Genomic DNA, 23,280 nt, shown 5'->3' on the forward strand with positions numbered 1-23,280 from the left:
CGATCCTCGCCAGTCATCGCCAGACAGTTCGATGCGGGGCGGTTCGCCGCGGCGGCGGGCGCTGTTTTGCGGTTGCCTCGCCGCATCGATCCGGACTGGCGCAATTACGCCGTTACTAGGCGGCATAGGACCAACGACGATCATGAGCCTTCTGCATAATACCCTCATCGCAGCGTCCATGCGCAGCGGTCTTGGGGTTCCGCTGCTACGGCAAATGTGACACCCCTACCGCTGACATGGCTCCTGCATCTCACGCGCGAAGCGTACGTCAAGCGCGGTTAGGCATTTTAATTCGTGCGATAAATAGAAGGAACAGCACGTGGCAGCATTTCCGGAAAAGGCAAAGGTCGTCATCATCGGGCTCGGCGGTATCGTCGGCGCCTCCATCGCGCATCATCTCGTGGAGCGGGGATGGGACGATATCGTCGGCATCGACAAGTCGGGCATACCGACGGATATCGGCTCGACAGCCCATGCCTCGGACTTCTGTTACACCACGAGCCACGACTATCTGTCGGTCTGGACAACGCAATATTCGATCGATTTCTACGAGAAGATGGGCCATTACGCCCGCATCGGCGGCCTCGAAGTGGCGCGCACCGGCGACGATGCCTGGATGGAGGAAATAAAGCGCAAGCTATCCTCGGCACGCGCTTTCGGCACGCGCGCTCATTATGTCAGCCCTTCCGAGATCAAGGAGAAGTTCCCGCTGATCGAGGAAGATCAGGTGATGGGCGGCCTTTACGATCCCGATGCCGGCCTCGTCATTCCGCGCTCGCAGACCGTTGCCGGCAAGCTGGTCGATGCCGCCGAAAAGGCCGGCAAGCTCAAGGTGTTCGGTAACACGCCGGCGAAGTCGCTGATCGTCGAAGGCGGTCGCATCAAGGGCGTCGTCACCCATCGCGGTACGATCATGGCCGACCGCGTCATCGTCTGTGCCGGCCTCTGGGGACGCCTGATCGCGGAGATGGTGGGCGAAGACCTGCCGGTCATGCCGGTCGACCACCCGCTCACCTTCTTCGGCCCGTATAACGAATTCGAAGGCACCGGCAAGGAAATTGGCTTCCCGCTGCTGCGCGACCAGGGCAACTCCGCCTATATGCGCGATACCGGCGACCCGGCGACGACGGAGGGCGGCCAGATCGAGTGGGGCTATTACGAAGCCACCAATCCGCGCATGTGCCATCCGCGCGATCTTCTCGAAAAACACGAAGCGCGCCTTTCGCCCTCGCAGCGCGATCTCGAGATGGAACAGATCATCGAGCCGCTCGAGCGCGCCATGGAACTGACGCCGATCCTCGGCGAACTCGGCTATAACGAAGGTCACTCCTTCAACGGCCTGCTGCAGGTGTCCGCCGGCGGCGGCGCATCCTGCGGCGAGAGCCAGAAGGTGCGCGGGCTCTGGTATTGCGTTGCCATCTGGGTCAAGGACGGCCCGGGCTATGGCAAGCTGATCGCCGACTGGATGACCGATGGCCGTACTGAAATCGATCACAACAGCATCGACTACGCCCGCTTCTATCCGCATCAGTTGACGGAAGAGTTCATCGAGGGCCGCTGCTACGAAGCCGCCCAGAAGATCTATTTCCCGGCTGTTCACACCCGCGAACCCTATGCATCCGGCCGCAACGCCAAGCGCTCGCCCTTCTACGAACGCGAAAAGGAACTCGGCGGCTACTTCATGGAACTTGGCGGCTGGGAGCGTGCGCATGGCTACGCCGCCAACGAACACCTTCTGGAGAAATACGCCGACCGCGTCCCGGTCCGCGAGAATGAATGGGACAGCCGCCATTTCTGGCGCGTATCGAATGCCGAGCATCTGGCGATGAGCGAGGATTGCGGCATCGTCAATCTCAGCCACTTCCACATGGTCGATATCGAGGGACCCGACCATGTCGAACTGATGGAATGGCTGTGCGCCGCCAAGATCGGTGGCGATGCAAACATCGGCAAGGGCATTTACACCCACTTCCTCGACGACGAAGGCATGGTGCGCGCTGACTTCACAGTCTTCCGCATGGCCGATCGATGCCGTCTCGTCAACGGCGCCGATGCCGGCCCGCGCGACCTGCACTACATGAAACGCGTCGCCGAAGACCGCGGCCTCGACGTGATCATCACCGACGTCTCGGAAAAATTCGTGACGATCGGCATCTGGGGTCCGAACGCGCGCGACACGCTGAAGAAGGCCGTGGCCGATCCGGCCGGGCTCGATCAGGAAAATTTCGCCTTTGCGGCGATCAAGCCGATCGAAATCGCCGGTAAGCCCGTCACCGCTTTCCGCATCTCCTATGTCGGCGAGCAGGGCTGGGAATTGCACATGAAGTACGAAGACGGCCTCGCCGTCTGGGATGCGCTGCGGTCGACCGGCGTGATGGCCTTCGGCGTCGAAACCTATGCAAACTCGCGCCGCATGGAAAAGAGCCTACGCCTGCAGAACGCCGACCTGCTGACCCAGTACAACCTGATCGAAGCCGATCTCGCCCGTCCGAAGGTCAAGGAAGCCGATTTCCGCGGCAAGGCAAAACATCTGGAATACAAGGCGCGCGAACACCAGCCGGCCATGCTCTGCACGCTTGTGATGACCGAGAACACCGACAAATCAGGCGTGAAGCGTTATCCCGTCGGCAATATGCCGGTTGTCGATCCCGCCACGGGAGAGGTTCTGGTCGACGAGCTTGGCCGTCGGTCCTACACGACCTCGGTCGCCTACGGCCCAACGGTCGGAAAGAACATCGCCTTGGCCTATCTGCCTTGGTCGCATTGCCAGGTCGGACGCAGGCTGAATGTCGAATATTTCGCCGAAACTTTTCCGGTCGAGGTTGTCGGCGTCGGGTACAAGCCGATCTATGACCCGGAAAATCTGAAGCCGCGCAGCTGAGCACTCACGTGCATGTGGCGCCGCAAACACGGGGCGCCACGCTGAACGGCGGCTCGATGAGCTCGCTGGTGACACCTGTTCCAGGGGCCCAATAGCTGCTCTAAATCAAAGAAATAGAGCATGATGTTGTCGGCATCATGCTCGAGGCTATTTCCCCTGAAACTTCTTCCGCGCCGCGCGCACCACGCTCTCGGCGAGGATCAGCAGGCAGCCGAGGAGAAGCAGAGCGGCGGCGAGCAGCGCGTCGGCATGGGCGAATTTCACCAGCACGCCGACGACAGCGATCAGCAGCAGCGCCGCCAGCGCCAATGCGCCGTCGTCGATGAACATGCCGAAGAATTCCTTGAACACGACTTTAAGAATGTTCGTCATGCGGCGACCTCGGCATGGGCGTTGAAATACTGGCGCAGCATCCGGACGGCGGCGAAGGAAAAGACGGCAAGCACGGCAAGAATCGCCAGGAGCGAAAGGTCGGCGCCCGGCCAGTCGGCGCCGATGCCCTCGCCGACCCAGAATATGCCGAAGGCGCTGAGCAGTAGCCCGACGACAAATTTGAGACTGTTCTCCGGAACCGCCGAAAGCGGTTTGTGCACGAAGATGCCGATGATCAGCACCAAAAGGCAAGCCGCAGCGGCCCCAAGGCTGGCATAGCCGATCATGCCATGCGCGGCGCCGGTGGCGATGACAATGAACACCACCTCAATCCCCTCGAGCAGAACGGCCTTGAAGGCGGCAATGCCCGCCAGGAGATTGGCGCGGCGCTCTGAGGATTGGCGCCTCAGGCTGTCCGTCTCGGCGGCAAAGGCCTTGTCCTCGTCGTGCAGCGCGATGAAGCCCGAAGCCCTGAGGATCGCCTTGCGCAACCAGCGCAGGCCGAAGAGAACGAGCAGCGTTCCGATGACGAACTGCATCAGCTCGAGCGGAATGAGGCCGAGCAATGGACCGAGCGCCAGCACAAGGATGGCCAGAACGCCGAGCGCAAGACCGGTGCCGATAAAGGACGGCCGCCAGCTTTGCGTGACGCCGACGGCGAGGATGATAGTGAAGGCTTCAACAACCTCGACGAAGGATCCGAGAAATGCGGCCGCGACCGTCGAGGTGATCGTTGTCAGAGTTGTCATGGTTTTTGTCCGTTATACGGCGGAGATCAATGCGTTGTTGATGCCGGCAGCACTGCGCAACAGCTGCGAGAAAGGAAACAGGCGTGCGCGGCTAAAGATTGTGCATGAAGGTATTGAAGGATGAAATCGAAAATCTGGAAGCGCATCCGCCTTGATCGACATCCCCTATCTCTCCGCCGTCAACGCGATGGACGAGACTTGGGAGAGCTATCTTCTGTCACCGTTTTCAGCCTCGGCGGCAGCGTCAGGAGCGCGGCTCGGAATGAACCGCTTCGAGATCAGCCAGCAGCCGAGCGCCCAGAGCGCACCTGCGCACCATCCGGCGAAGACGTCCGTGGGGTAATGGACTCCGAGATAGACCCGGCTCAAACCGACAATGACGGCAAGGAAGACGCCGGCGGCCATGACGAAGATCCGCGTCGACGGATAACGCTGCGTTCGCGCGACAAGCGCGCCTAGGGTCAGATAGGTTACCGCCGACACCATGGCATGTCCGCTAGGAAAGCTGAGATCGCTCACTTCGACCAGATGCGGAACGATATCGGGACGCGGCCGGGCGACAAGGATCTTCAGTGTCGCGCTGGCCAGCCAGCCGGTCAGCACCGAGGAAAAGACGAAGATAGCGATCGGCCAGCGCCGGTCGAACAAAAGATAGATGGTGATCAGAGCCGTCAGGAGCGAGAGAACGGTGATGCCGCCAAGGGCGGTGATATCGTCGACGGCATGAGTCAGCCATCCGGGGCCGATCGGCACGGCAAGATCGTCCGCACGTCTCAACGCCAGCAGGATCACCTCATCGAAGCGAAAGGACTCGCCTTCCAGGACTTCACTCGTCAGCCGCTGGAGCACGAACAGTCCGCCCGCGATCGACGCCAGCGTAATCAGCGTCAGCGGTTCATAGGCGGTAAGCCTTGTGAGAAAACCTTGTCGTTGAACCTCAGTCATGCCTGCCGTCGAGCTCCCTTTACATGATGCCGGTCCTCGCCAGATTGGCAACGCGACCTCAGGATTCAAGGCCCAGCTGCATGCAAGAACGTTCCTGAAGCGAGTTTTTAGGGTCGGCGAAGCCGCCTCCATGGTTCATCGGCGCCACCCGCGTGATGGGGGAAGGTATTGATCCGGTCGCGTCCTGGCAAAGGTCTGCCGCAGGCGGGTCGGAAAAAACGCGTTGCTGCCGCCGCCCTAAGGGAAAGGGCTCCGATCACCCCGCCAGCGATCCTATATATCCTGGTCGATGAGACTGGTGAAGCTCGCCAGATCCCTGGCCGTCAGATGCGGAATCCGCCTGATATTCATGGCGAACTGTGGGCAGCGAAGATCGGCAAGAAACATCGGCAGATTTGTCGCTACGTCTTAGGTAAGCGTGTGATTTATTGATACAAATTTGTTTTCAACTATCGGCAAAACCACCGACATGTTGCAAACTTCAAAGATCGGCAACCAACATCGGCAATTTTCTTGATTTAGGCGTGTTAACCTCCTAAATGTAATCATGTTTTCGAGATAAAAAGATCGGCAAAAAATGGCAGAAGAAGTCCCGACCCGAATTGAGCCCGCATTTTTCGAGGAAAGCATCCCATCCTCGATCTCCGATCTGGTTGTGGAGATTCAGGCGGCAGCTGCGAAGCTGGGCTACGGCCTGCACAACGACGCCGCCTTCGAGCTCTCTGACCTCGTGAGGGTGATGAACTGCTATTACTCGAACCTGATCGAAGGGCACAACACGCGTCCTAAGGACATCGAGCGAGCGCTCGCGGGCGTTGAAATTGAGGAGGCTACGCGCCCTCTGGTCTTGGAGGCAAAGGCGCATGTTGTCGTTCAGCGTGAAATTGACCGTTTGAGCCGGGATGGTGCGTTGCCATCACCAACATCTTCCGAGTTCATCGCTTGGGTACATCGTCGCTTTTATGAGGAGATGCCGGAAGAATTCCGCTTCGTCGAAGGCCGTGATGGACCTAAGGTCGAGATCGTTCCCGGCGCCTTCAGATCAAAAAGCGAAGACGATGTCTCCGTCGGTCGGCACCAGCCGCCATCCTCCGCGTATGTCAAAGCGTTCATGGAACATTTTTCCAAGCGCTACGCAGTCGCGCAGGCCGGAGCTACCAACAAGATCATCGCCATCGCGGCGGCGCATCATCGTCTCAACTTCATCCACCCCTTCATGGACGGGAACGGCCGGGTGAGCCGGCTGATGTCGCACGCCATGGCTCAGGAAGCAGGTGTGGGCGGGAAAGGGCTGTGGTCCATATCGCGTGGCTTGGCCCGTGGCCTCAAAGACAAGACAGAATACAAAAGCATGATGGATCATGCCGACCAGCAGCGGATGAATGATAGAGATGGCCGAGGCAATCTTTCTGCAAAGGCACTTCAAGACTTTTGCGAATGGTTTTTGTCGGTGGCCCTTGATCAGATTCAGTTTTCCAATGCTGTCTTCTCTTTCGACAAGCTTGAAAGCCGTTATCGCAAATTGATCGAAGATGTTATCGACGATAAGCGTGCCCCGGACATCATCTCGGCAGCCCTGAAACATGGCTCGATAGATCGCGGTGATATCGGCTTCATCACGAAGTCGCCCGACCGCACAGCGCGAAACACATTGAAGGCCCTGCTCGATGGTGGCTTTCTGAAGTCCTCCTCACCGAAAACGCCCGTGCGGATAGCTTTCCCGCTTGATTACCGCGAGCGGCTATTCCCCAATCTTTTCACAGATGGGGAGATAGATGCGCCAAAGCCGCCTGTTCCGTCATTCATCACTCAGACGCGCACGAAAGAGGCTGCCAGTCGGTCTTCCTTCAAGCCACCTTTCAATGAAGATGAGGAATTTCAAAAGCGCGTCAGCGGTATCACTGCCCTGCAGCAATCGCTTGGCGCGAGAAGTACCTTAGGCAAAATAGCGGCCCAAGAACTCGCAACGACCGAACCTACGACGATAGATTGGCAATTTGTCGAGGACCGCGTGATTTCTCAGAGCATTGGAGAGTACGGGCATTCTCGCGCGGAGGTCATCGAAGCGCTTTGCGAGTTCAGCCCTGGCGCAGTGTCACAGGAACAGAAGGATGAGATTGAAAAGCGCGTCTTTGCCGCCGCACCCGCGCTAGCGGCAAAATACAATAAACGCATCATGGACCGAAAGCCAAAACGCTAAGATTGCTGGCCGTGCGCCGCGTTGAACCTCCGGTCATGCCTGCCGTCGAACTCCCTTTTCATAATGTCGGTCCTCGCCTCAAGGCCCTGCCCCATTCCACGGCGCTCCTGAAGCGAGTTTTTGCGGTCGGCGAGGCCGCCGTCCATGGTCTCGACACCACCCGCGAGATGGGGAAAGGCATTTCGACGGGGAGCCGTTCCCATGGAGTGTACGAGGGAATGTTCCTTCAACTCAGCGTCGCGAGGATCAGCCCACCTTGCCAACGATACCCTTCCCGCTTTGGCTGAGAGCCCGGATGGGCTCCATGGACATCATGCCAATGCGTTGTTGATGGCCGCGATCAGCGCGGCTCCGGAAAATTGCTTCTGCAGATAAGTAACGCATCCCACCTTTTCCGCCTCCGCCTTCACGGCGCCGGATTCCAGCGCCGTGATGAAGATTACCGGAAGGACAGATCCTTCGGCCTTCAGCCTGCGTTGCAGATCAATGCCGGACATGCCACCGAGGTCGATATCAAGGACAAGGCAATCTATCGGCTTTTTCCGATCGCGAGCGAGAAAGTCCTCGGCGGACACATACTCCTCAGCCAGAAAACCATAGGCGTTGAGCAGCCGCCCGAGGCTGCGCCGCAGGCTTGCGTCATCATCGACGACAGCGACCGTGCGGCGAAGCTTCTCCACCTCATGCCCCCTCCTCTTTCGAACACATAAGAGATCGACGGTTCCTGGCCAGAGTAGGCCAGTTGGAGGTCGATTGATATTGTCCTAAGGGGAAGGAGTCACCTGTCACCCGCCGGCGATGCCGTATCCTGTTCGATGAGGCCAATATTCGCCGCGATCGACACCGCCTCTGCCAGCGAGCGCACGCCAAGTTTTTCCATGACCTGATGTCGATGTACCTTCACCGTGCGCTCCGAGATGCCGAGCGCAAAAGCGATCTGCTTGTTGAGACGGCCGCGAATGAGGAACTGGAACACTTCAGCCTCGCGCGGACTAAGCCCCGCCACCAGGGCCTGCTGGGCTCGAAGGCGGTCGTGTCCGGCCCGCTGCCTTTCATATTGGATGAGAGCGCGATCGATCGCCTCCATCAATGCCGCTGTGTTCGAACTCTTCTCCAGAAAATCCTTGGCGCCCGCCTTCATCGCCTCGACGCTTGCCTTGATGTCTCCTTTTCCGGTCAGAAAGACGACCGGCAATAGCGGCGCCAGCTCGCGCAGCCGCCGTTGGATCTGCAGGCCGGACTGACCAGGCATCTGGAGGTCGAGAAGAACGCAGCCCGGTTCGCAAGCGGAAAGGCCGGCGAGAAACTGGTCTCCGGATTCATGAGCTTCTACCTTGAGGCCGTGTGCGGAAAGCAGCCTTGCGATCGCCGTCCGGTAGGATTTGTCGTCATCGACGATATGGACAATCGGTTTCATCTCGATCGTTCCTCCCTGTGGGCGAGCGGCAGGGCCACGCGAAAGACTGCGCCTCCTTCGGGGCGGTTGTCGGCACGGATCGTCCCGCCATAGGTCTCGAGAATGGCGCGGGCTATGGAAAGCCCAAGCCCGGTACCCGCCTGCTTGGTTGTATAGAACGGCTCGAAGATGCGGATCAGCCTCTCTTCGGGAATGCCGTCTCCGGTGTCGGAGACCCGCAGCTCCGCCTTCTCGTTCGCCAGTCCAGTTGCGAAGCTAAGCGTTCTCCCGGTCGGGACCGCGTTCAGCATGGCATCCATCCCGTTGGTCGCCAGGTTGAGAATAACCTGCTGCACGTGAACCTTGTCGGCACGTACCGGCAGCTCGCCCGGCGGCTGGGTTGAGGTCAGCTTAATTCCGCGCCGTTCCGCCTCGCCGTGAATGATGCGGATTGCGCTCGATGTCACATCGTTCAGATCGAACTCCTGCCAATCGATCTCGTCTCTTTTCTTGAGCAATCCTCTCATCCGGCTGATGATATCGCCTGCGCGCTGATCGTCTTCCTGGATGTCGAGGAGAATCTGCTGGATCAGTTCGTGATCCGGGTTCTCGCTTCGCAGCAGCATCGAGGCTGCCTCGGCATTGTTTCTGATTGCCGAAAGAGGCTGATTCAGTTCGTGAGCGATGGACGAGGATAACGCACCGGCTGTCGCGGACTGATTGAGATGAACGGCTTCCAGCAAATGAAGTTGCGCGCTGCGCTCGGCGTCGCGGCGCCGCCTCCGCTCGAGCAGCAGCACCGAGATGATGCCAGCTTGCGCCAGCAGGAGACCGCTCACCGCCGTCAATATGACCCAGTGTTCCTCCCAGAGACTCCTCTCCTTGTGCATCTGGATCGTGCCCGGCGGCAGATCCTGTTCGGCAAGCCCCCAGCGCTGAAGTTGTCGGGCATCGGCGACATAGGTCTGGGGCGCTTCGAGATCGGACACCGTCTTGCCGGCGATCGCATCGATGACCAGGTCGCCGACGGTGCGGCCTAGCGCATCGAATGTGACGGTATTGCCGCCGACGACGCCATGATCGATGTAGGTCTGGTAGGGTCCGTAGACAGGCGCGCTGGCGGTCGCTGCGATCTGCCTGATCGCGTCGCGCGGAATGAAGTTGCGCCCTGTCCGATCCTTGAAGACCGTCAATGCCAGGATGATGCTGTCGGGCGGCACGCGGGATGCGCGTTCGACGAATTCGTCGATCGTCAGATCTTCCAGATAGGTGGTCGTATCAAAGGACTGGGAGAACTGTTTCAAATCCGCGCGGGCCGTCGTCAGCCAACTCCGGTCGAAGTCGGACGAGCCTCCGACGATGTAGAGGTGGCGGGCATCGGGCTGCAGGCTCCGGGCCATCTCGGCCGTCTTCAGAATGTTGAATGTCGAAAAGGCTCCGATCACGTCATCCGGCAAAGCGATTTTCTCGGCAGTGGCGGTGCCGAAACCGGCGGCGACGATTTTTGCGCCGGGAGCTATCGTGCCGCGGTTCGCGACGATGAAGCTGGCGGATTCCCGGCCGACGGCCACGACCACGTCAGGGCGGCGTGCTGCGTATTTCTCGCCCAAATATTGGGCCATGCGCGCGATATGGTCGTTTTCCGGAAACCGCGAGAGATCAAGGAATTCGGAAAACAGATCGATCTTGCCGTTGGTCGCCTGCAGCAAACGGCTCCGCAACGCCTCACCGGCAGCGGTCGTCGCCGCGACCCTCTCGTCATAAGGATAGAGAACGAGGACGCGGGGAACCCGGTCGATCACGGCAATCGAGGGGTCGGAAGCTGCTGCCTGGCGAGGGCACACACCCAGGCCGGCCACCGCCAACAAAAAGGCAGTGCAGCATAACCGACCTGACCATTTGCCCAAGCCCATCAGCTTTCCCCCCAAAGCCGGGCGAACAATAACAGCTTCCCGCTGCGACGTCATCTGCCACAGCACTACTTTCGATTGCTTCCCGAGAGCGGGATTCCCCAAAGTACAATATCGGGCGAAGGCCGTATTCGCTAAGGTCCAACGCGCCGGGGCAGATATGCGGTCGGCTTCGTAACCCGCCGGAGACAGCTACGGCAGGAACGTCATTTTCAAAGCAGTCCGGTCGAGCACGCATGCGATCGCAGACCTTTGCCGCGAGCGACACCGTCATCGACCAAACTCCAACGGAGGGATTTGACATGAACGGCAGAATCCTTATCCGCTGCATCGGAGCCTTGGCTTCATCCACCATTCTGTGGTTGGCAGCCTTGCCCGTGCAAGCGCAGGACTCTCAGCGAAAACCCAACATCCTGTTCATCGTTTCGGACGATACCGGCTACGGCGATCTCGGCCCCTATGGCGGGGGTGAAGGGCGCGGGATGCCGACCCCGAACATCGACAAGCTGGCCGACGAAGGCATGACCTTCTTTTCCTTCTACGCCCAGCCGAGCTGCACGCCCGGTCGCGCCGCCATGCAAACGGGACGCATTCCCAACCGCAGCGGCATGACGACGGTCGCCTTTCAAGGCCAGGGCGGCGGATTGCCCGCGGCCGAATGGACGCTTGCATCCGTGCTGAAACGCGGTGGCTATCACACCTACTTCACCGGCAAATGGCATCTCGGCGAAGCGGATTATGCTCTGCCGATTGCGCAAGGCTATGACGAGATGCGGTACACCGGCCTCTATCATCTGAATGCCTACACCTACGCGGACCCAACGTGGTTTCCGGACATGGACCCGAAGCTGCGTGAAATGTTCCAAAGGGTGACGAAGGGGGCGCTCTCCGGCAAGGCCGGTGGACCTGTCACCGAAGACTTCAAAGTCAACGGTCAATATGTCGATACGCCGGTTATCGACGGCAAGGAGGGCGTCGTCGGCATCCCCTACTTCGACAGCTATGTCGAAAAAGCAGCGCTGGAATTCCTCGACGCCGCCGCCAAGAAGCCCGACGAGCCATTCTACATCAATGTGAACTTCATGAAGGTGCACCAGCCAAACATGCCGGCGCCCGAATTCGAGCACAAGTCGCTGTCCAAGAGCAAGTATGCCGACTCGATTGTGGAGCTGGACACCCGTATTGGCCGGATCATGGACAAGCTGCGTGAAACGGGAATGGACCGGAATACACTGGTCTTCTACACCACCGATAATGGCGCTTGGCAGGATGTCTATCCGGACGCCGGGTACACCCCCTTGCGAGGCACCAAGGGCACGTTGCGCGAGGGCGGCAATCGCGTCCCTGCGATCGCGGTCTGGCCGGGAAAGATCAAGCCTCGCACGTCGAACCATGACATCGTCGGCGGGCTCGATCTAATGGCGACTTTTGCCGCAGTCGGCGCGGTCCCTCTTCCGACAGAGGACCGCGAAAACAAGCCAATCATTTTCGATAGCTATGATATGTCGCCGATCCTCCTTGGCACGGGGAAATCGGAACGGAAATCCTGGTTCTACTTCACTGAAAATGAGCTGTCGCCAGGTGCTATTCGGGTCAATAACTACAAGTTTGCGTTCAATATTCGTGGCGACGACGGAGCGTCGACCGGCGGACTGGCGGTTGATTCAAACCTCGGTTGGAAGGGGCCGGACAAGTATGTCGCGACGGTTCCCCAGGTGTTCGACCTCTGGCAGGATCCGCAAGAGCGCTATGACATCTTCATGAACAACTTTGCGGAACGGACCTGGATGGGCGTTGTCATGGGCGAAGAGCTCCAGAAGATCATGGCGACCTACATGAAGTATCCTCCCCGAAAGATGCAGAGCGTCGGCTACACGGGTCCGATCACTCTCTCGAACTATGAACGCTTTCAATGGGTGCGGGATCAACTCGCCAAGGATGGCGTGACGCTCACCCTCCCGACCGGGAATTGACAAAGAGCGGCGGCTCTCGAGGCCGCCGCCCGTTCTTGTTTTCCCTGTTGCCAACCCTGGAGAATGACCAATGTCTCTTGTCCGCTTGGCGCCGCGATTGATCTGCCTCATGATCATTGCGCTCGGTGCCGCACTGCTTCATGCCACTTCCCCATTCGCTCAAAGCGATCCTTTGCCCTCCTGGAACGATACAGCCTCGAAAGCTGCCATCGTCTCTTTCGTCGAAAAGGTTACCGGTCAGGGATCGCCCGACTTCGTCCCGGAAAACGAACGGATCGCGGTGTTCGATAATGACGGCACCTTGTGGGTGGAACATCCGATGTACACCCAGCTCGCCTTCGCCCTGGACCGCGTTAAGGCACTCGCTCCGCAGCATCCGGAATGGAAGGAAACCCAGCCGTTCAAGGCGGTGCTCGAAGGCGACATGAAGACGCTCGCCGCATCCGGCGAAAAGGGCCTGATGGAACTCATCATGACCACGCATGCGGGGATGACCAGCGGCGATTTCCAGAAGGTCGTGACCGATTGGCTTGCTTCAGCACGCGACCCGAAATTCAAGCGGCCATACACGGAGCTTGTCTACCAGCCGATGATCGAGCTTCTCGCCTATCTCCGCGCCAACGGATTCAAGACCTTCATCGTTTCAGGCGGAGGCATAGAGTTCATGCGACCGTGGGCTGAAAAAGTCTATGGCGTCCCGCCCGAGCAGGTGATTGGTTCGTCGATCAAGACCGAGTTCAGGATGCAGGACGACACACCGACCCTCTTTCGGCTCCCCGAAATCAATTTCATCGACGACAAGGCCGGCAAGCCCGTCGGGATCAACCAGCAGATCGGCAGGCGGCCGATTGCAGCCTTCGGCAATTCCGACGGAGATCTCGAAATGCTGCAATGGACGACCATGGCCGGCGGGCCTGCCAGGCTCGGCGTGCTGATCCATCATACCGATGCCGAGCGCGAATACGCCTACGACCGCGAAACCGAATTCGGCCGCCTCGACAAGGCGCTCGATGCCGCCTCCATCGCCGGCTGGACCGTCGTCGACATGAAGGCCGACTGGAAGCAGGTGTTCAAGGACTAGGGGAATGCGCGGAGCGCCGGAGCCTTGCATGATGGCGCCGTGACCTTCTGGAGCGTCGACGGGGAGCGATTGAGTGGCAGCGTCTGTCCGATCAGCAGCAGTGAGAGGAGTGCCCCTCCTGCTTTTCCTGGTGCTTTCCTTTGCCAAGCACAGCCTTGCGAGTGACGCCCTCTCGAGGCCCGCTGCCGATCCGCGAATATCGATCCATGAGGGTTTCGTGGACGAAAAGACGTGCGCATCCTGCCACGCCGATCAGGCGGCGGCTTTTTCGAAGTCCCACCATGCCAAGGCCATGGCGCTCGCCGACGACGAAACGGTCCGCGGCGATTTCGACAATAGCAGGTTTGAACATGACGGCGTCGTCACGACCTTCACCCGCCGCGATGGCCGCTTCTTCGTGAACACCGAGGATGCGGACGGAGGCGAGGGCGAGTTCGAAGTCAAATATACCTTCGCCTACGAACCGCTGCAGCAATATCTCGTCGAGATCGGAGGCGGGCGGCTGCAGGCGCTCGACATTGCCTGGGATACGGCCAGACGACAGTGGTTTTGGCTCGGCGACGGCACCCCGGCCAAACCGGGCTCGACCTATCATTGGACAGGTCCCTTCTATCGCTGGAACCGCACCTGCATCGATTGTCATTCGACCGACCCCCAGGCGAAGTTTCAACCGCAGACCAATGAATACAAGTCGACCTACGTCGCCACCAGCATCGGCTGTCAGTCCTGTCATGGCCCCGGCGCGAAACACGTGGCTTCGGCGCGTTCGGGCAATGCTTCGTCCTCCATGCCGAATACAAGCCTGCCGAAAGTCGATGCGGGCATTTGTTTCGCCTGCCACGCCAGACGCACCCGGCTGCTGGACGGCTATCAGCCGGGAAAGCCCTTTCTCGACTATTTCTCCCCCGCCCTGCTGCGACCGGATCTTTATTTCCCGGACGGACAGATACTCGACGAGGTCTTCGAATATGGCTCGTTTCAGCAAAGCAAGATGGCAAGGGCGGGCGTGACCTGTCTCGACTGTCATCGGCCGCACGATGCCGGCCTTAAGGCTGAGGGCAATGCGCTGTGCACGCAATGCCACGCGGAAACCAGGCCGGAGCGCTTTACCGACCAGGACCCGAGCGGCCTGTTCGACACCCCCGCGCATACCCCCCATCAGGCCGGTTCGACCGGAGCGCAATGCGTCAATTGCCACATGCCGGAGCGCACCTACATGAAGGTCGATCCCCGCCGCGACCACTCCTTCGTCATCCCCCGGCCAGACCTGTCGGCAACCCTCGGAACGCCGAATGCGTGCACGACCTGCCATGTCGACAGAACGAATGATTGGGCAGCCGAAAAGATGGACAATTGGTACGGGACGCAATGGCGCAAACGCGCGTCGATCGCCGATGCCTTCACCGGAGCTGCAAACGGCGATGGAGCCGCAGTGGAGGCTCTGCGCGACCTTGTCGGTGACCAAACCCAAGCAGGAATTGTCAGGGGAAGCGCCATCGCCGCAATGAGCGGGACTGGCGGCGCGGATATCACCGCCGACATTCAAACGGCCGCAACCGATGCAGATCCGCTCGTCAGGCTCGGCGCTGCGGAAGCGGCAGGCAACATTCCGCCGGAGCAGAGGCTGGATGCGATCGGCAAGCTGCTCGGCGATCAAACGCGCGCGGTCCGCGTTGCTGCCGCCAACGTGCTCGCCGGCACTCCTCCCCACCTCTTCGGCGATCAGCAAGTCAATTTCGAAGCCGCCGTCGCGGACCTGCGCGCCTATGTCGAAACGAATGCCGATGTCGCGGAAACGCAAAGCAGTTATGGCTTCTTCCTGTTCGCCCGACAGCGTACGGCCGAGGCCGAAGCGGCATTCCGGCGAGCGATTTCTCTCGACCCGACACTCGAGGCAATGCGCATCAATCTCGCCGAGTTCTACCGCGCCACCGGTCAGAACGACAGGTCGGAGCAGACCTATGCCGAAGCGATCGGCATGGCGCCCGAACGCGCGGATCTGCGTTACGGACATGCGCTGTCCCTGGTGCGCAATCAGGCATTGGCCGAGGCGATAACGGAACTCGCAGAAGCGGTGCGGCTCGATCCGCAAAACTCCCGCTACAAGACGACCTTGGCCGTCGCTCTCGATTCGGCTGGCCGGACGGAAGAGGCGTTGGACAGGCTCGATGGTTGGGCGGCGGGCGGAGACGCCGACGTCATCGGCTTGGCACTCCAATACAGTCTCGAGCTTCGACGGCTGCCGGAGGCGTTGAGACATGCGGAAGATCTGGCGCGACTGAGGCCTGAGGACCAGCAGATTTCAGGCCTCATCGGACAGCTGAAGCAGGCGATCAACGGAAAATAGGTATTTAAGCTTGTCCAAATCTACTTCTCGCTGCAAAGTGCCGACTCGGGACAACAGTGCCGAGGCGACAAACGAGATCGGGGGATTCTCATGAAAGCCATACACTTGCATGCCATTCTGTTACTGGCAGGCGTCTGCGCCGCGTCGGCCGGTAATGCCGCTGATGTCACGCCACTTACGCCGGAAGCAAAAACTGTCGAGAGCCAGAGCGGCTGGGAATTCACCTTCGCGCCATATTTCTGGGCTGCCGGCATATCCGGCGATATTGGCCAGTTTGGGCTTCCGGAAGTTCATATCGACGCGGATTTCGGCGATATCCTCAATAATCTCGACTTCGCTTTCATGGCGGCAGGCGAAGCAAGATACGATCGCTTCAGCATCGTCGGTGACGTGATCTACACCAAGCTCGGTGCCGACGCCGACACACCTGCCGGCATCCTCGCCGAGAGCGTCGATGTGACATCGAAGACCTTCGCGGGATTTCTTGGCGTCGGTTACGCCGTGCTCGAAGACCAAAATGGCCACCTCGACGTGGTCGGTGGCATGAAGGTCTGGTCGGCCAAAACCGAGATCTCCTTCAATGGCGGCATTCTTGCCGGAGTGGATGTCGAAGACAGCGCCACATGGGTCGATGCCGTCGCCGGCGTCCGAGGAAACTACTTCTTCACGCCGCAAATCTATGTCACCGGATGGGGCCTAGTGGGTGCTGGCGGCGCCGATATCGACTGGGACGTGGCATTGGGCCTCGGCTACAAGTTCAACGATACTATCTCGGCGGTCGCCGGGTATCGTGCACTTGGCGTCAATTACGATAATGACGGGTTTGTCTTCGACGTCGTCCAGCAGGGGCCGATTATCGGGGTTGCCGTCCGGTTCTAGCCGACGGCGAGCTTCGTACTTTCAGTGCTGGTATGCCCGCCTTGGGAAAGTAGGTGTGGTGCAGAAGCTGGAACGGCGACGCCACCAAAAAACAGAGAGCCGCTTTAAAACGGTCGCTCATGATCAATCTTCTAAGAAGGTGGTAACGAATCCGAAGACCCACCCACGCCGTTTTCGATCTGTTGTGGAAGGAACTCGATCCCGGACTGACCGCCAAGCTGATCGACGGTCTGCCTGCCCCGCTGCGGTCTCTCTGGCCCGCCATCGCAGGCCGCTAGCTGGGCAGTTGCCTCGGCGCTCGACGCGGGCGGGCAGGTGCTTCTCGATCTCGTTGAGCGGCAGGTTGACGAGTTTTCTGTCATGTTTCGCGCGATCCGCTGCCTGATTCCTCGTCAAATGCTCTTCGGACAAGGCCGTGCGCCCACGGCTAATCTCACTGGTGTCTGCGCAGGCGGCCAAAGCGAAAACCATCTGATACCGCGGCGCGGACCATCATCATTTCTCCGATTGTCTCATGCGTCATGAGGCCGATGAGATGATCTGCGCCGTCAACGACAGCGATGGCCGGCACATTTCCCTGCCGCATCAATCGCAAGCTTTCTTCCAGGCTCTTGCGATGATGGATTTTTGGAATATCGACGCGCATCGCGCTTGCGACCGGCATGTCAGGGCCTTTGTCCTTCAACCCACGGATCATGTCGTCACGCGTCAGGAGGCCTTCAAAATGACCGGCAGAATCGACCACTGGAAATTCGCGTTGTGTTGTCGCAAGCAGCATCTCGATTGCCTCGTCGATACTCGCTGAACGATCGAGCCTTGCGAATTTGGTGATCATGACATCGCTGATCAGAACGCTGCCGGAGATCTCGCGGATCTGCGCATTCTGCGCCTCCGCCGCCGCGGCGAGATAGACGAAGATACCGACAAAGATCAGCAGCGGGTTATAAAAGAGGCCAATGAAACCAAAGACAAAGGCTAGCCCCTGGCCGATCATCGCGGCAATCTGTGTCGCACGCGACCAGGTAAGACGCGAAGCGAGAGCGGCACGCAGCACCCGACCCCCGTCCATCGGAAAGGCGGGGATCATGTTGAAGAATACCAGAAAGATGTTGACGCCGGCGAGCCTCGTGAGGAAGCCGATCTTCGGGTCGTCGACTTCGATGATCTGCTCCACGCCCACCGATGCGCCGAGCACGAGAACGATCAGCCCCGCGATCACGAGATTGACCAGCGGACCGGCGATGGCAATCAGCAGTTCCTGATGTGGTTCTTCGGGCATGCGCTCAAGACGGGCGACACCCCCTATTGGCAGCAAGGTAATATCCGGCGTTTTGATCCCGAAGTAGCGCGCAGCGACAATATGGCCGAACTCGTGTAACACGACGCAGGCAAAGACGGATAGGATGAAGGCAATGCCCTCCCAGGCCGCCGGCGCGCCGCCGACCCGATAATGCGCAAGCCATATCCAGACGAGCAGGAGCGAGAAGGTGATATGAACGCGTATCACCGTGCCGCCGACCGTCCCGATCTTGAAAGACCATCCCATCAGGCACTCCCTTCCGTTCTGGTGAAGATTTCGGACGCAATCCCTGGCAGTAAAACGGCGGCAAATTGGCTCTGACGCAGATTTGGTGCAATTCTCTCATGTCGAGCCGATCAGGCGGGCTTGAAGAAGATGGATCAAGCTTTCCGCGACCGTACACCTGGCGCTTTACCAGCTTGAGCTTGGTGATCTGCCCCTCAGTTTGTCCGTTGGACTACGGTGAGACGATCGCTGCTCGGACTGCCTGTATGTCTTTCGCAACGCCACTGGCAAAGGAGGCAACCAGACTTTCGCTAGCGCGGTCGATCCACGATGCGAGCTCGTTTTCCGATTTGCGCCAGATCATAAAATGGAAGTCGACAATGATATTGCAAGCAGCGACGAGCAAGGGAACGCCGCTTTCGATCGCGGCGATGGTGACGGTCTCGGATTTCGTCAGGTTGTCTCTGAATGCGGAGACGGTCAGGCCGCTGCCATCGGGACGTAAAAGCGACACCGAGCGCGGCCGTCGCCTGATCTCAGCCCGCTTTCTGAATAGTTCCTTAGATCGGAAATCGATTTAAGGATAAATTATGCAGCAGTTCAAACTGCTGCGGCGTCCTTTGCGTGCCTGAAAAGACGCGCGGCGCTGTAGTAGCAAAAGCTCAACCTTCTTTTGCTATTGCTGGAGCCGATTGCGTTGGAGGTGATTTCGGCGATGAAAATTCCGACAGTAATGGTTCTGATGGCGGCCCTCCTGCAGCCGGTCTCGGCCTTTGGCGAGACCGAATGGATAGGCGGCGCGAGACAATGGTCGGTCGGCTTTGCGAACGCGAGCCCGGATCCCTATTGCCGGCTGCTGTGGGACAGCGAGATCGGCAAGACCATGGAATTCCGCCAGAGCGCGACCGAGACGTTTTGGCTCGTCAAAAAAAACACATGGGACATTCCGGCCGGCACCAAGACCGAGGTGACGCTGACCGATCGTACGGTGACGAAAGTGATCGCTGCCGATTTCTTCGACAAGAACACGCTTCGCCTCTGGGGCCCGGCCAGCAAGGGGAGCGCCGGGCTGAAGAAGATCATCAAGAATTCCTTTGCCGGAATGCCTGACGTGCAGATCAGCTTTGCCGGCGACGAAGGCGACTGGACGCTGCCGCTCTCGCGGGTGGAGCAGCTCTACCCGACCTTCGTCCAGTGCCTCAAACGTCTCGAGGCCGGCGAAAAGCCAAAGCAGAATTCCGAAACCCAGCCGTTCTGAGGCCGATCATAACGGCGGCGCAGTCTCGCGGATCAGCGTGCGGACAGTCTCGATATCGCCGTTGAGCGGCCGTTCGTCGCCATAATGGCAAACATGCTGCCGCACCGCTTGATAGACAAGGTTCGTGCCTTGCGCCCGCGGCGCCGTCGCCGCCAGGAAATCATGCGCTTGGGCAGCCGCCATCAGCTCGATCGCCAGGATATATTCGGCATTGTCGATGACGGTGAGCAGCTTGCCGGCGGCGGCCGTAGGATGCGCGAGAAAATCTTCCTGCAGGCCGGAGGTCAGCCCGCCGTCCATGGCCGCCGGTGCGGCAAGGCGGCGGTTCTCGTTGCTGAGGGCGGCGGCGGTATATTGGGCGATCATCAAGCCGGAATGGCGGCCGGCGTCGCTGGCCAGAAACGGAGGCAGGCTGCTTACCAGCGGATTGACCAGCCGGTCCATGCGCCGTTCGCTGATCGCACCGATCTGAGCGAGCGCAATCGCCAGGCTATCGGCTGCCTGCCCGAGCGCCGGGGCGACCGCATGCGCCTCGGAGCAGACGATCGGCTGTTCCGGCGTGCCTGAGACAGCCGGATTGTCCGTCACTGAGGCAAGCTCCTGATCGACGACGCGGGCGGAATTGTCGAAGACGTCGCGGGCGGCGCCATGCGCATGCGGCACCGAACGAAGGCTGAGCGCATCCTGCGTGCGCCGGCCGAAGGCGGCGGCGACAAGGCCGCTGCCCTGAAGCCGCGCGCGCAGGCTCGCTCCGACGTTCTCGATCCCCGCCGATGGGCGCAGCGCCAGCACGGCGGCGTCGAAGGCGGCGATCTGGCAGCCCGCCGCTTCCAGCGTCAGGGCTGCGATCGCATCGGCCCAGTCGAGCAGCCGCTCGGCGCGTGACAGCGCTACGGCGGTCAGGCCGGTGGCACAAGCGGTGCCGTTGACAAGGCTCAAGCCCTCCTTGGCGCCGAGCACCAGCGGTTCGAGCCCGATCGCAGCAAGCGTCTCGCGGCCGCTCATGCGCCGGCCGCCCAGGTGAGCGCTGCCTTCGCCGATCAGAACAAGGGCAATATGGGCATTGTGGACGAGATAACCGGCAGAGCCCTTGGATGGCACGTCGGGAATGCAATCATGTTCCAGCAAGGCCGCGAGATGCTCGACGATCTCGCGCCGCACGCCGGAATGGCCATGGGCGAAATTGGCAATCTCAGCAGCGATGATAGCACGCACCTCGCGGGCAGCCAGCAATGGCCCGACGCCGCAGGCATGGCTGAGCACGATGCTGCGTGACAACAGGCTCTGCGAGGCCCGATCGACGACGGTATCCGCCAGCGCCCCGACGCCGGTATTGACGCCGTAGGCGCGCACGCCCGTCTCGACGATACGCGCAACGATGCGGCTTGCCTGCTCGACCCGCCCCCAGGCGGCCGGCGACAGCGCCAGCGCTTCCCCTGCCCCGACGCGCGCGACATCGCGCCAGGTAAGCCCCGTATCGATAGTGATCGTCATTGACCGCTTCCGAAATGGCCGATGAACTGGCGGAAAGCCGGTGTCGCGCCGCCGGTGAACATCTCGTCCGGCTTGCCGCTGCTTTCGATCAGCCCCTCGCGCATGAAGACGACGCGGTTCGAGACGTTGCGGGCAAAGCTCATCTCATGGGTGACGACGAGCATGGTCATGCCTTCCTCGGCAAGCGCGCGCATGACGCGCAGCACCTCGCCGACAAGCTCTGGATCGAGCGCCGAAGTCGGCTCGTCGAACAGCATCACCTTCGGCTTCATCGCCAGCGCGCGGGCGATTGCGGCACGCTGCTGCTGGCCGCCGGAAAGATGAGCCGGATAGGCGTGGCGTTTATCGGCGATGCCGACCTTTTCGAGCAGCGCTTCGGCCTCGGCGATGCAATCGGCGCGCGGCCGCTTCAACACATGGATCGGACCTTCGATGACGTTCTGCAGGATCGTCATGTGGGACCAGAGATTGAAGGACTGGAACACCATGCCGAGCTCGGAGCGGATATGGTCCACCTGCTTCTGGCTGGCCGGCTTGCTTCGCCCGCCCTTGTGCACCATGCGGACCTCCTCGCCATCGACCCAGATCTCGCCGTCGCTGGCGGTTTCGAGCATGTTGATGCAGCGCAGAAAGGTCGACTTGCCGGAGCCGGAGGCGCCGAGCAGCGAAATCACATCGCCGTCTTCCGCATCGAGGGAAATGCCGCGCAAGACCTCGTGCGTACCGAAGCTCTTGCGGATATTGCGGACCGATAGTCGGGTTACGCCTGGCATGGTTGCTCCAATCGGGTCAAAACTGCTACGCCTTCAGCGCCTGCGGGGCCGCGCGGCGGTGTCGGGAGAGCGAATATTCGAGCAGAGCCATGCCCTGCAGGATGATGAAGTTGAGGATGAGATAGATGATCGCCGCGCAGAGAAAGACTTCCATCGTGCGGTAGGTCTGCGAGATCAGCCGCTGGGCGACGCCGGTCACCTCCCAGACAGTGACGAGGCTTGCAAGCGCCGTCGACTTCATCATCAGCACGATCTCGGTGGAATAGGCCGGCAGCGCGTGGCGGAAGGCGATCGGCGCCAGGATACGGCGGACCAGCAGGAAGCCGGACATGCCGATCGAGCGCGCCGCTTCGATCTCTTTCGGGGAGACGGCGCGAATGCCGCCGCGGAAGATCTCCGCCGTGTAACCGGCGGTGCAGAGTGCCAGCGACAGCACGGCGCAGACCATCGGCTCGCGCAGGAACGTCCAGAGGAAGGAATAACGGATGAAGCCGAACTGGCCGAGGCCGTAGAACACCAGGAACATCTGGATCAGCAGCGGCGAGCCGCGGAAGATGAAGATATAGCCTTTGGCGAAACCCGAAAGTACCGGATTGCCACTGGTCCGCATCCAGACGATGACGAGCGCCAGCAAGCCGCCTGAGATGATCGACAGCGAAAACAGGATGAGCGTCGTCGGTACGGCCTTGAGCAGGGTGACCAGGGTCGAGGCGATGAAGGTAAAATCCATTGTCGCCTCCTTACGCCTGGCCCATGGCCGATGCCGGCATGCTACGGTTGGCGCGGCGCTCCGCCCCGTTGAAGATGCGGTCTGAAAGGCTGGTCAGGATGAGATAGAGGCAGCCGCCAGCGATGAAGAACAGGAAATACTGCCGGGTCGAGCCTGCCGCCACCTGGCTGGTTCGCATCAGCTCGGCAAGGCCGGTGACGGAGATCAGCGCCGAATCCTTGAGACTGAGCTGCCAAACGTTACCGAGGCCGGGAATGGCGAGGCGAAACACCTGCGGCATGATGATGCGGCGAAGGCGCATGCCACGATGCATGCCGATCGCCGAGGCGGCTTCGAGCTCGCCCTTGGAGATGGCAAGGAAGGCGCCGCGGAAGACCTCCGCCTGGTAGGAGCCGGAGATGATGCCGACGGCAAGCGCGCCTGCGATAAAGGAGGGCAAGCCGAGGAAGCCCTCGTAACCCATTGCCTTGCCGATCGCGGTGACGGCCGAGGAGCCGCCGAAATAGATGAGATAGATGATCAACAGTTCGGGCACGCCACGAAACACGGTCGTATAGACGTTGCCAAGCGTGATGAGGATAAGATTGCCGGAGAGTTTCGCCGCCGCGACGATCGCGCCGAGCACCGCGCCGATCGCCAGCGCCGTTGCCGTGACGGCCAGTGTCATCAAGGTGGCGGCAATGAGCAGCGCGCCCCATCCCGTCGAGCCGAAGCCAAGCAGTTCCAAACTTGCCATATCGTCCGTTCCCCGTCCGCGGCAGTGTTTT

19 protein-coding genes and 1 pseudogene are annotated in these 23,280 nt (G+C 60.3%); 7 read left to right on the forward strand and 13 right to left on the reverse strand.

Annotation, left to right across the window (positions count from 1 at the left end; all coding sequences use genetic code 11):
• Window positions 1–319: 319 nt before the first annotated feature.
• Window positions 320–2,881, forward strand: coding sequence for a GcvT family protein (locus tag BS630_RS29570; protein WP_077980228.1), 2,562 nt, complete (start codon window positions 320–322; stop codon window positions 2,879–2,881).
• Window positions 2,882–3,028: 147 nt separating this feature from the next.
• Here BS630_RS29570 and BS630_RS29575 read toward each other — a convergent pair whose 3' ends face one another.
• The 4 genes from BS630_RS29575 to BS630_RS29585 are packed head-to-tail and all read right to left on the reverse strand — an operon-like array spanning window position 3,029 to window position 4,947.
• Window positions 3,029–3,253, reverse strand: a complete 225-nt coding sequence (locus tag BS630_RS29575) for a hypothetical protein (protein WP_065283859.1) — start codon at window positions 3,251–3,253, stop codon at window positions 3,029–3,031.
• On the reverse strand, window positions 3,250–4,002 hold the full coding sequence (locus tag BS630_RS29580) for a COG4280 domain-containing protein (protein WP_077980229.1): 753 nt from the start codon (window positions 4,000–4,002) through the stop codon (window positions 3,250–3,252). The genes BS630_RS29575 and BS630_RS29580 overlap by 4 nt, the downstream gene beginning before the upstream one ends.
• A 12-nt stretch (window positions 4,003–4,014) precedes the next feature.
• Window positions 4,015–4,164: a hypothetical protein gene (locus BS630_RS37135; protein ID WP_158081435.1), complete on the reverse strand. Its 150-nt coding sequence runs from the start codon at window positions 4,162–4,164 to the stop codon at window positions 4,015–4,017.
• Window positions 4,165–4,209: 45 nt separating this feature from the next.
• Window positions 4,210–4,947, reverse strand: coding sequence for a phosphatase PAP2 family protein (locus BS630_RS29585; protein ID WP_077980230.1), 738 nt, complete (start codon window positions 4,945–4,947; stop codon window positions 4,210–4,212).
• A gap of 577 nt (window positions 4,948–5,524) precedes the next feature.
• Between BS630_RS29585 and BS630_RS29590 the strand changes: the two genes are divergently transcribed.
• The gene (locus BS630_RS29590) at window positions 5,525–7,147 is read left to right on the forward strand and encodes a Fic family protein (RefSeq protein WP_077980231.1); all 1,623 of its coding nucleotides are present in this window, start codon (window positions 5,525–5,527) and stop codon (window positions 7,145–7,147) included.
• Between the two features lie 311 nt (window positions 7,148–7,458).
• Here BS630_RS29590 and BS630_RS29600 read toward each other — a convergent pair whose 3' ends face one another.
• From BS630_RS29600 to BS630_RS29610, 3 genes are all read right to left on the reverse strand, one after another.
• Window positions 7,459–7,827, reverse strand: a complete 369-nt coding sequence (locus BS630_RS29600; protein WP_077980233.1) for a response regulator transcription factor — start codon at window positions 7,825–7,827, stop codon at window positions 7,459–7,461.
• A gap of 98 nt (window positions 7,828–7,925) precedes the next feature.
• Window positions 7,926–8,564, reverse strand: coding sequence for a response regulator transcription factor (locus BS630_RS29605; RefSeq protein ID WP_077980234.1), 639 nt, complete (start codon window positions 8,562–8,564; stop codon window positions 7,926–7,928).
• Window positions 8,561–10,456, reverse strand: a complete 1,896-nt coding sequence (locus BS630_RS29610) for a sensor histidine kinase (RefSeq protein WP_077980235.1) — start codon at window positions 10,454–10,456, stop codon at window positions 8,561–8,563. Before BS630_RS29610 ends, BS630_RS29605 begins: the two co-directional genes overlap by 4 nt.
• A gap of 299 nt (window positions 10,457–10,755) precedes the next feature.
• Here BS630_RS29610 and BS630_RS29615 point away from each other — a divergent pair, with 299 nt between their 5' ends.
• The 4 genes from BS630_RS29615 to BS630_RS29630 all read left to right on the forward strand — a co-directional run bounded on the left by BS630_RS29615 (window position 10,756) and on the right by BS630_RS29630 (window position 16,733).
• Window positions 10,756–12,426: an arylsulfatase gene (locus tag BS630_RS29615; protein WP_077980281.1), complete on the forward strand. Its 1,671-nt coding sequence runs from the start codon at window positions 10,756–10,758 to the stop codon at window positions 12,424–12,426.
• Window positions 12,427–12,535: 109 nt separating this feature from the next.
• Window positions 12,536–13,507 carry an HAD family hydrolase gene (locus tag BS630_RS29620; protein ID WP_376774674.1) on the forward strand — a complete coding sequence of 324 codons (972 nt, stop codon included), beginning with the start codon at window positions 12,536–12,538 and terminating at the stop codon, window positions 13,505–13,507.
• Window positions 13,508–13,580: 73 nt separating this feature from the next.
• Window positions 13,581–15,854, forward strand: coding sequence for a tetratricopeptide repeat protein (locus tag BS630_RS29625; RefSeq protein ID WP_077980237.1), 2,274 nt, complete (start codon window positions 13,581–13,583; stop codon window positions 15,852–15,854).
• 90 nt (window positions 15,855–15,944) lie between these two features.
• Complete coding sequence (locus tag BS630_RS29630; RefSeq protein WP_077980238.1) at window positions 15,945–16,733, forward strand: DUF481 domain-containing protein; 789 nt, start codon at window positions 15,945–15,947, stop codon at window positions 16,731–16,733.
• Window positions 16,734–17,166: 433 nt separating this feature from the next.
• Here BS630_RS29630 and BS630_RS29635 read toward each other — a convergent pair whose 3' ends face one another.
• Both BS630_RS29635 and BS630_RS29640 read right to left on the reverse strand, forming a co-directional pair.
• Complete coding sequence (locus BS630_RS29635; protein WP_077980239.1) at window positions 17,167–18,279, reverse strand: site-2 protease family protein; 1,113 nt, start codon at window positions 18,277–18,279, stop codon at window positions 17,167–17,169.
• Window positions 18,280–18,375: 96 nt separating this feature from the next.
• A pseudogene (locus tag BS630_RS29640) lies at window positions 18,376–18,724 on the reverse strand (transposase); the annotation flags it as partial.
• 249 nt (window positions 18,725–18,973) lie between these two features.
• Here BS630_RS29640 and BS630_RS29645 point away from each other — a divergent pair.
• Window positions 18,974–19,516, forward strand: a complete 543-nt coding sequence (locus BS630_RS29645) for a hypothetical protein (protein ID WP_077980282.1) — start codon at window positions 18,974–18,976, stop codon at window positions 19,514–19,516.
• A gap of 6 nt (window positions 19,517–19,522) precedes the next feature.
• Here BS630_RS29645 and BS630_RS29650 read toward each other — a convergent pair whose 3' ends face one another.
• From BS630_RS29650 to BS630_RS29665, 4 genes are read right to left on the reverse strand one after another with little or no spacing between them, the layout of a single operon-like run.
• Window positions 19,523–21,010 (reverse strand): HAL/PAL/TAL family ammonia-lyase, encoded by a 1,488-nt coding sequence (locus BS630_RS29650; RefSeq protein ID WP_077980240.1) that lies wholly within the window; start codon window positions 21,008–21,010, stop codon window positions 19,523–19,525.
• On the reverse strand, window positions 21,007–21,783 hold the full coding sequence (locus BS630_RS29655) for an ABC transporter ATP-binding protein (RefSeq protein ID WP_003548676.1): 777 nt from the start codon (window positions 21,781–21,783) through the stop codon (window positions 21,007–21,009). The genes BS630_RS29650 and BS630_RS29655 overlap by 4 nt, the downstream gene beginning before the upstream one ends.
• Window positions 21,784–21,808: 25 nt before the next feature.
• Entirely contained in the window at window positions 21,809–22,513 is a 705-nt protein-coding gene (locus tag BS630_RS29660) for an ABC transporter permease (RefSeq protein ID WP_077980241.1), read from the reverse strand.
• A gap of 10 nt (window positions 22,514–22,523) precedes the next feature.
• Window positions 22,524–23,249: an ABC transporter permease gene (locus tag BS630_RS29665; RefSeq protein WP_077980242.1), complete on the reverse strand. Its 726-nt coding sequence runs from the start codon at window positions 23,247–23,249 to the stop codon at window positions 22,524–22,526.
• Window positions 23,250–23,280 lie beyond the last annotated feature (31 nt).

The organism is Rhizobium laguerreae, assembly GCF_002008165.1.
Classification (GTDB): Bacteria; Pseudomonadota; Alphaproteobacteria; order Rhizobiales; family Rhizobiaceae; genus Rhizobium; species Rhizobium laguerreae.

Coding starts and splice junctions, on each gene's coding strand:
- BS630_RS29615 (WP_077980281.1), top strand. CDS start 10,756: ATGAACGGCAGAATCCTTATCCGCTGCATCGGAGCCTTGGCTTCATCC.
- BS630_RS29630 (WP_077980238.1), top strand. CDS start 15,945: ATGAAAGCCATACACTTGCATGCCATTCTGTTACTGGCAGGCGTCTGC.
- BS630_RS29605 (WP_077980234.1), bottom strand. CDS start 8,564: ATGAAACCGATTGTCCATATCGTCGATGACGACAAATCCTACCGGACG.
- BS630_RS37135 (WP_158081435.1), bottom strand. CDS start 4,164: ATGTCGATCAAGGCGGATGCGCTTCCAGATTTTCGATTTCATCCTTCA.
- BS630_RS29645 (WP_077980282.1), top strand. CDS start 18,974: ATGAAAATTCCGACAGTAATGGTTCTGATGGCGGCCCTCCTGCAGCCG.
- BS630_RS29655 (WP_003548676.1), bottom strand. CDS start 21,783: ATGCCAGGCGTAACCCGACTATCGGTCCGCAATATCCGCAAGAGCTTC.
- BS630_RS29610 (WP_077980235.1), bottom strand. CDS start 10,456: ATGGGCTTGGGCAAATGGTCAGGTCGGTTATGCTGCACTGCCTTTTTG.
- BS630_RS29575 (WP_065283859.1), bottom strand. CDS start 3,253: ATGACGAACATTCTTAAAGTCGTGTTCAAGGAATTCTTCGGCATGTTC.
- BS630_RS29580 (WP_077980229.1), bottom strand. CDS start 4,002: ATGACAACTCTGACAACGATCACCTCGACGGTCGCGGCCGCATTTCTC.
- BS630_RS29585 (WP_077980230.1), bottom strand. CDS start 4,947: ATGACTGAGGTTCAACGACAAGGTTTTCTCACAAGGCTTACCGCCTAT.
- BS630_RS29650 (WP_077980240.1), bottom strand. CDS start 21,010: ATGACGATCACTATCGATACGGGGCTTACCTGGCGCGATGTCGCGCGC.
- BS630_RS29665 (WP_077980242.1), bottom strand. CDS start 23,249: ATGGCAAGTTTGGAACTGCTTGGCTTCGGCTCGACGGGATGGGGCGCG.
- BS630_RS29590 (WP_077980231.1), top strand. CDS start 5,525: ATGGCAGAAGAAGTCCCGACCCGAATTGAGCCCGCATTTTTCGAGGAA.
- BS630_RS29635 (WP_077980239.1), bottom strand. CDS start 18,279: ATGGGATGGTCTTTCAAGATCGGGACGGTCGGCGGCACGGTGATACGC.
- BS630_RS29660 (WP_077980241.1), bottom strand. CDS start 22,513: ATGGATTTTACCTTCATCGCCTCGACCCTGGTCACCCTGCTCAAGGCC.
- BS630_RS29620 (WP_376774674.1), top strand. CDS start 12,536: ATGATCATTGCGCTCGGTGCCGCACTGCTTCATGCCACTTCCCCATTC.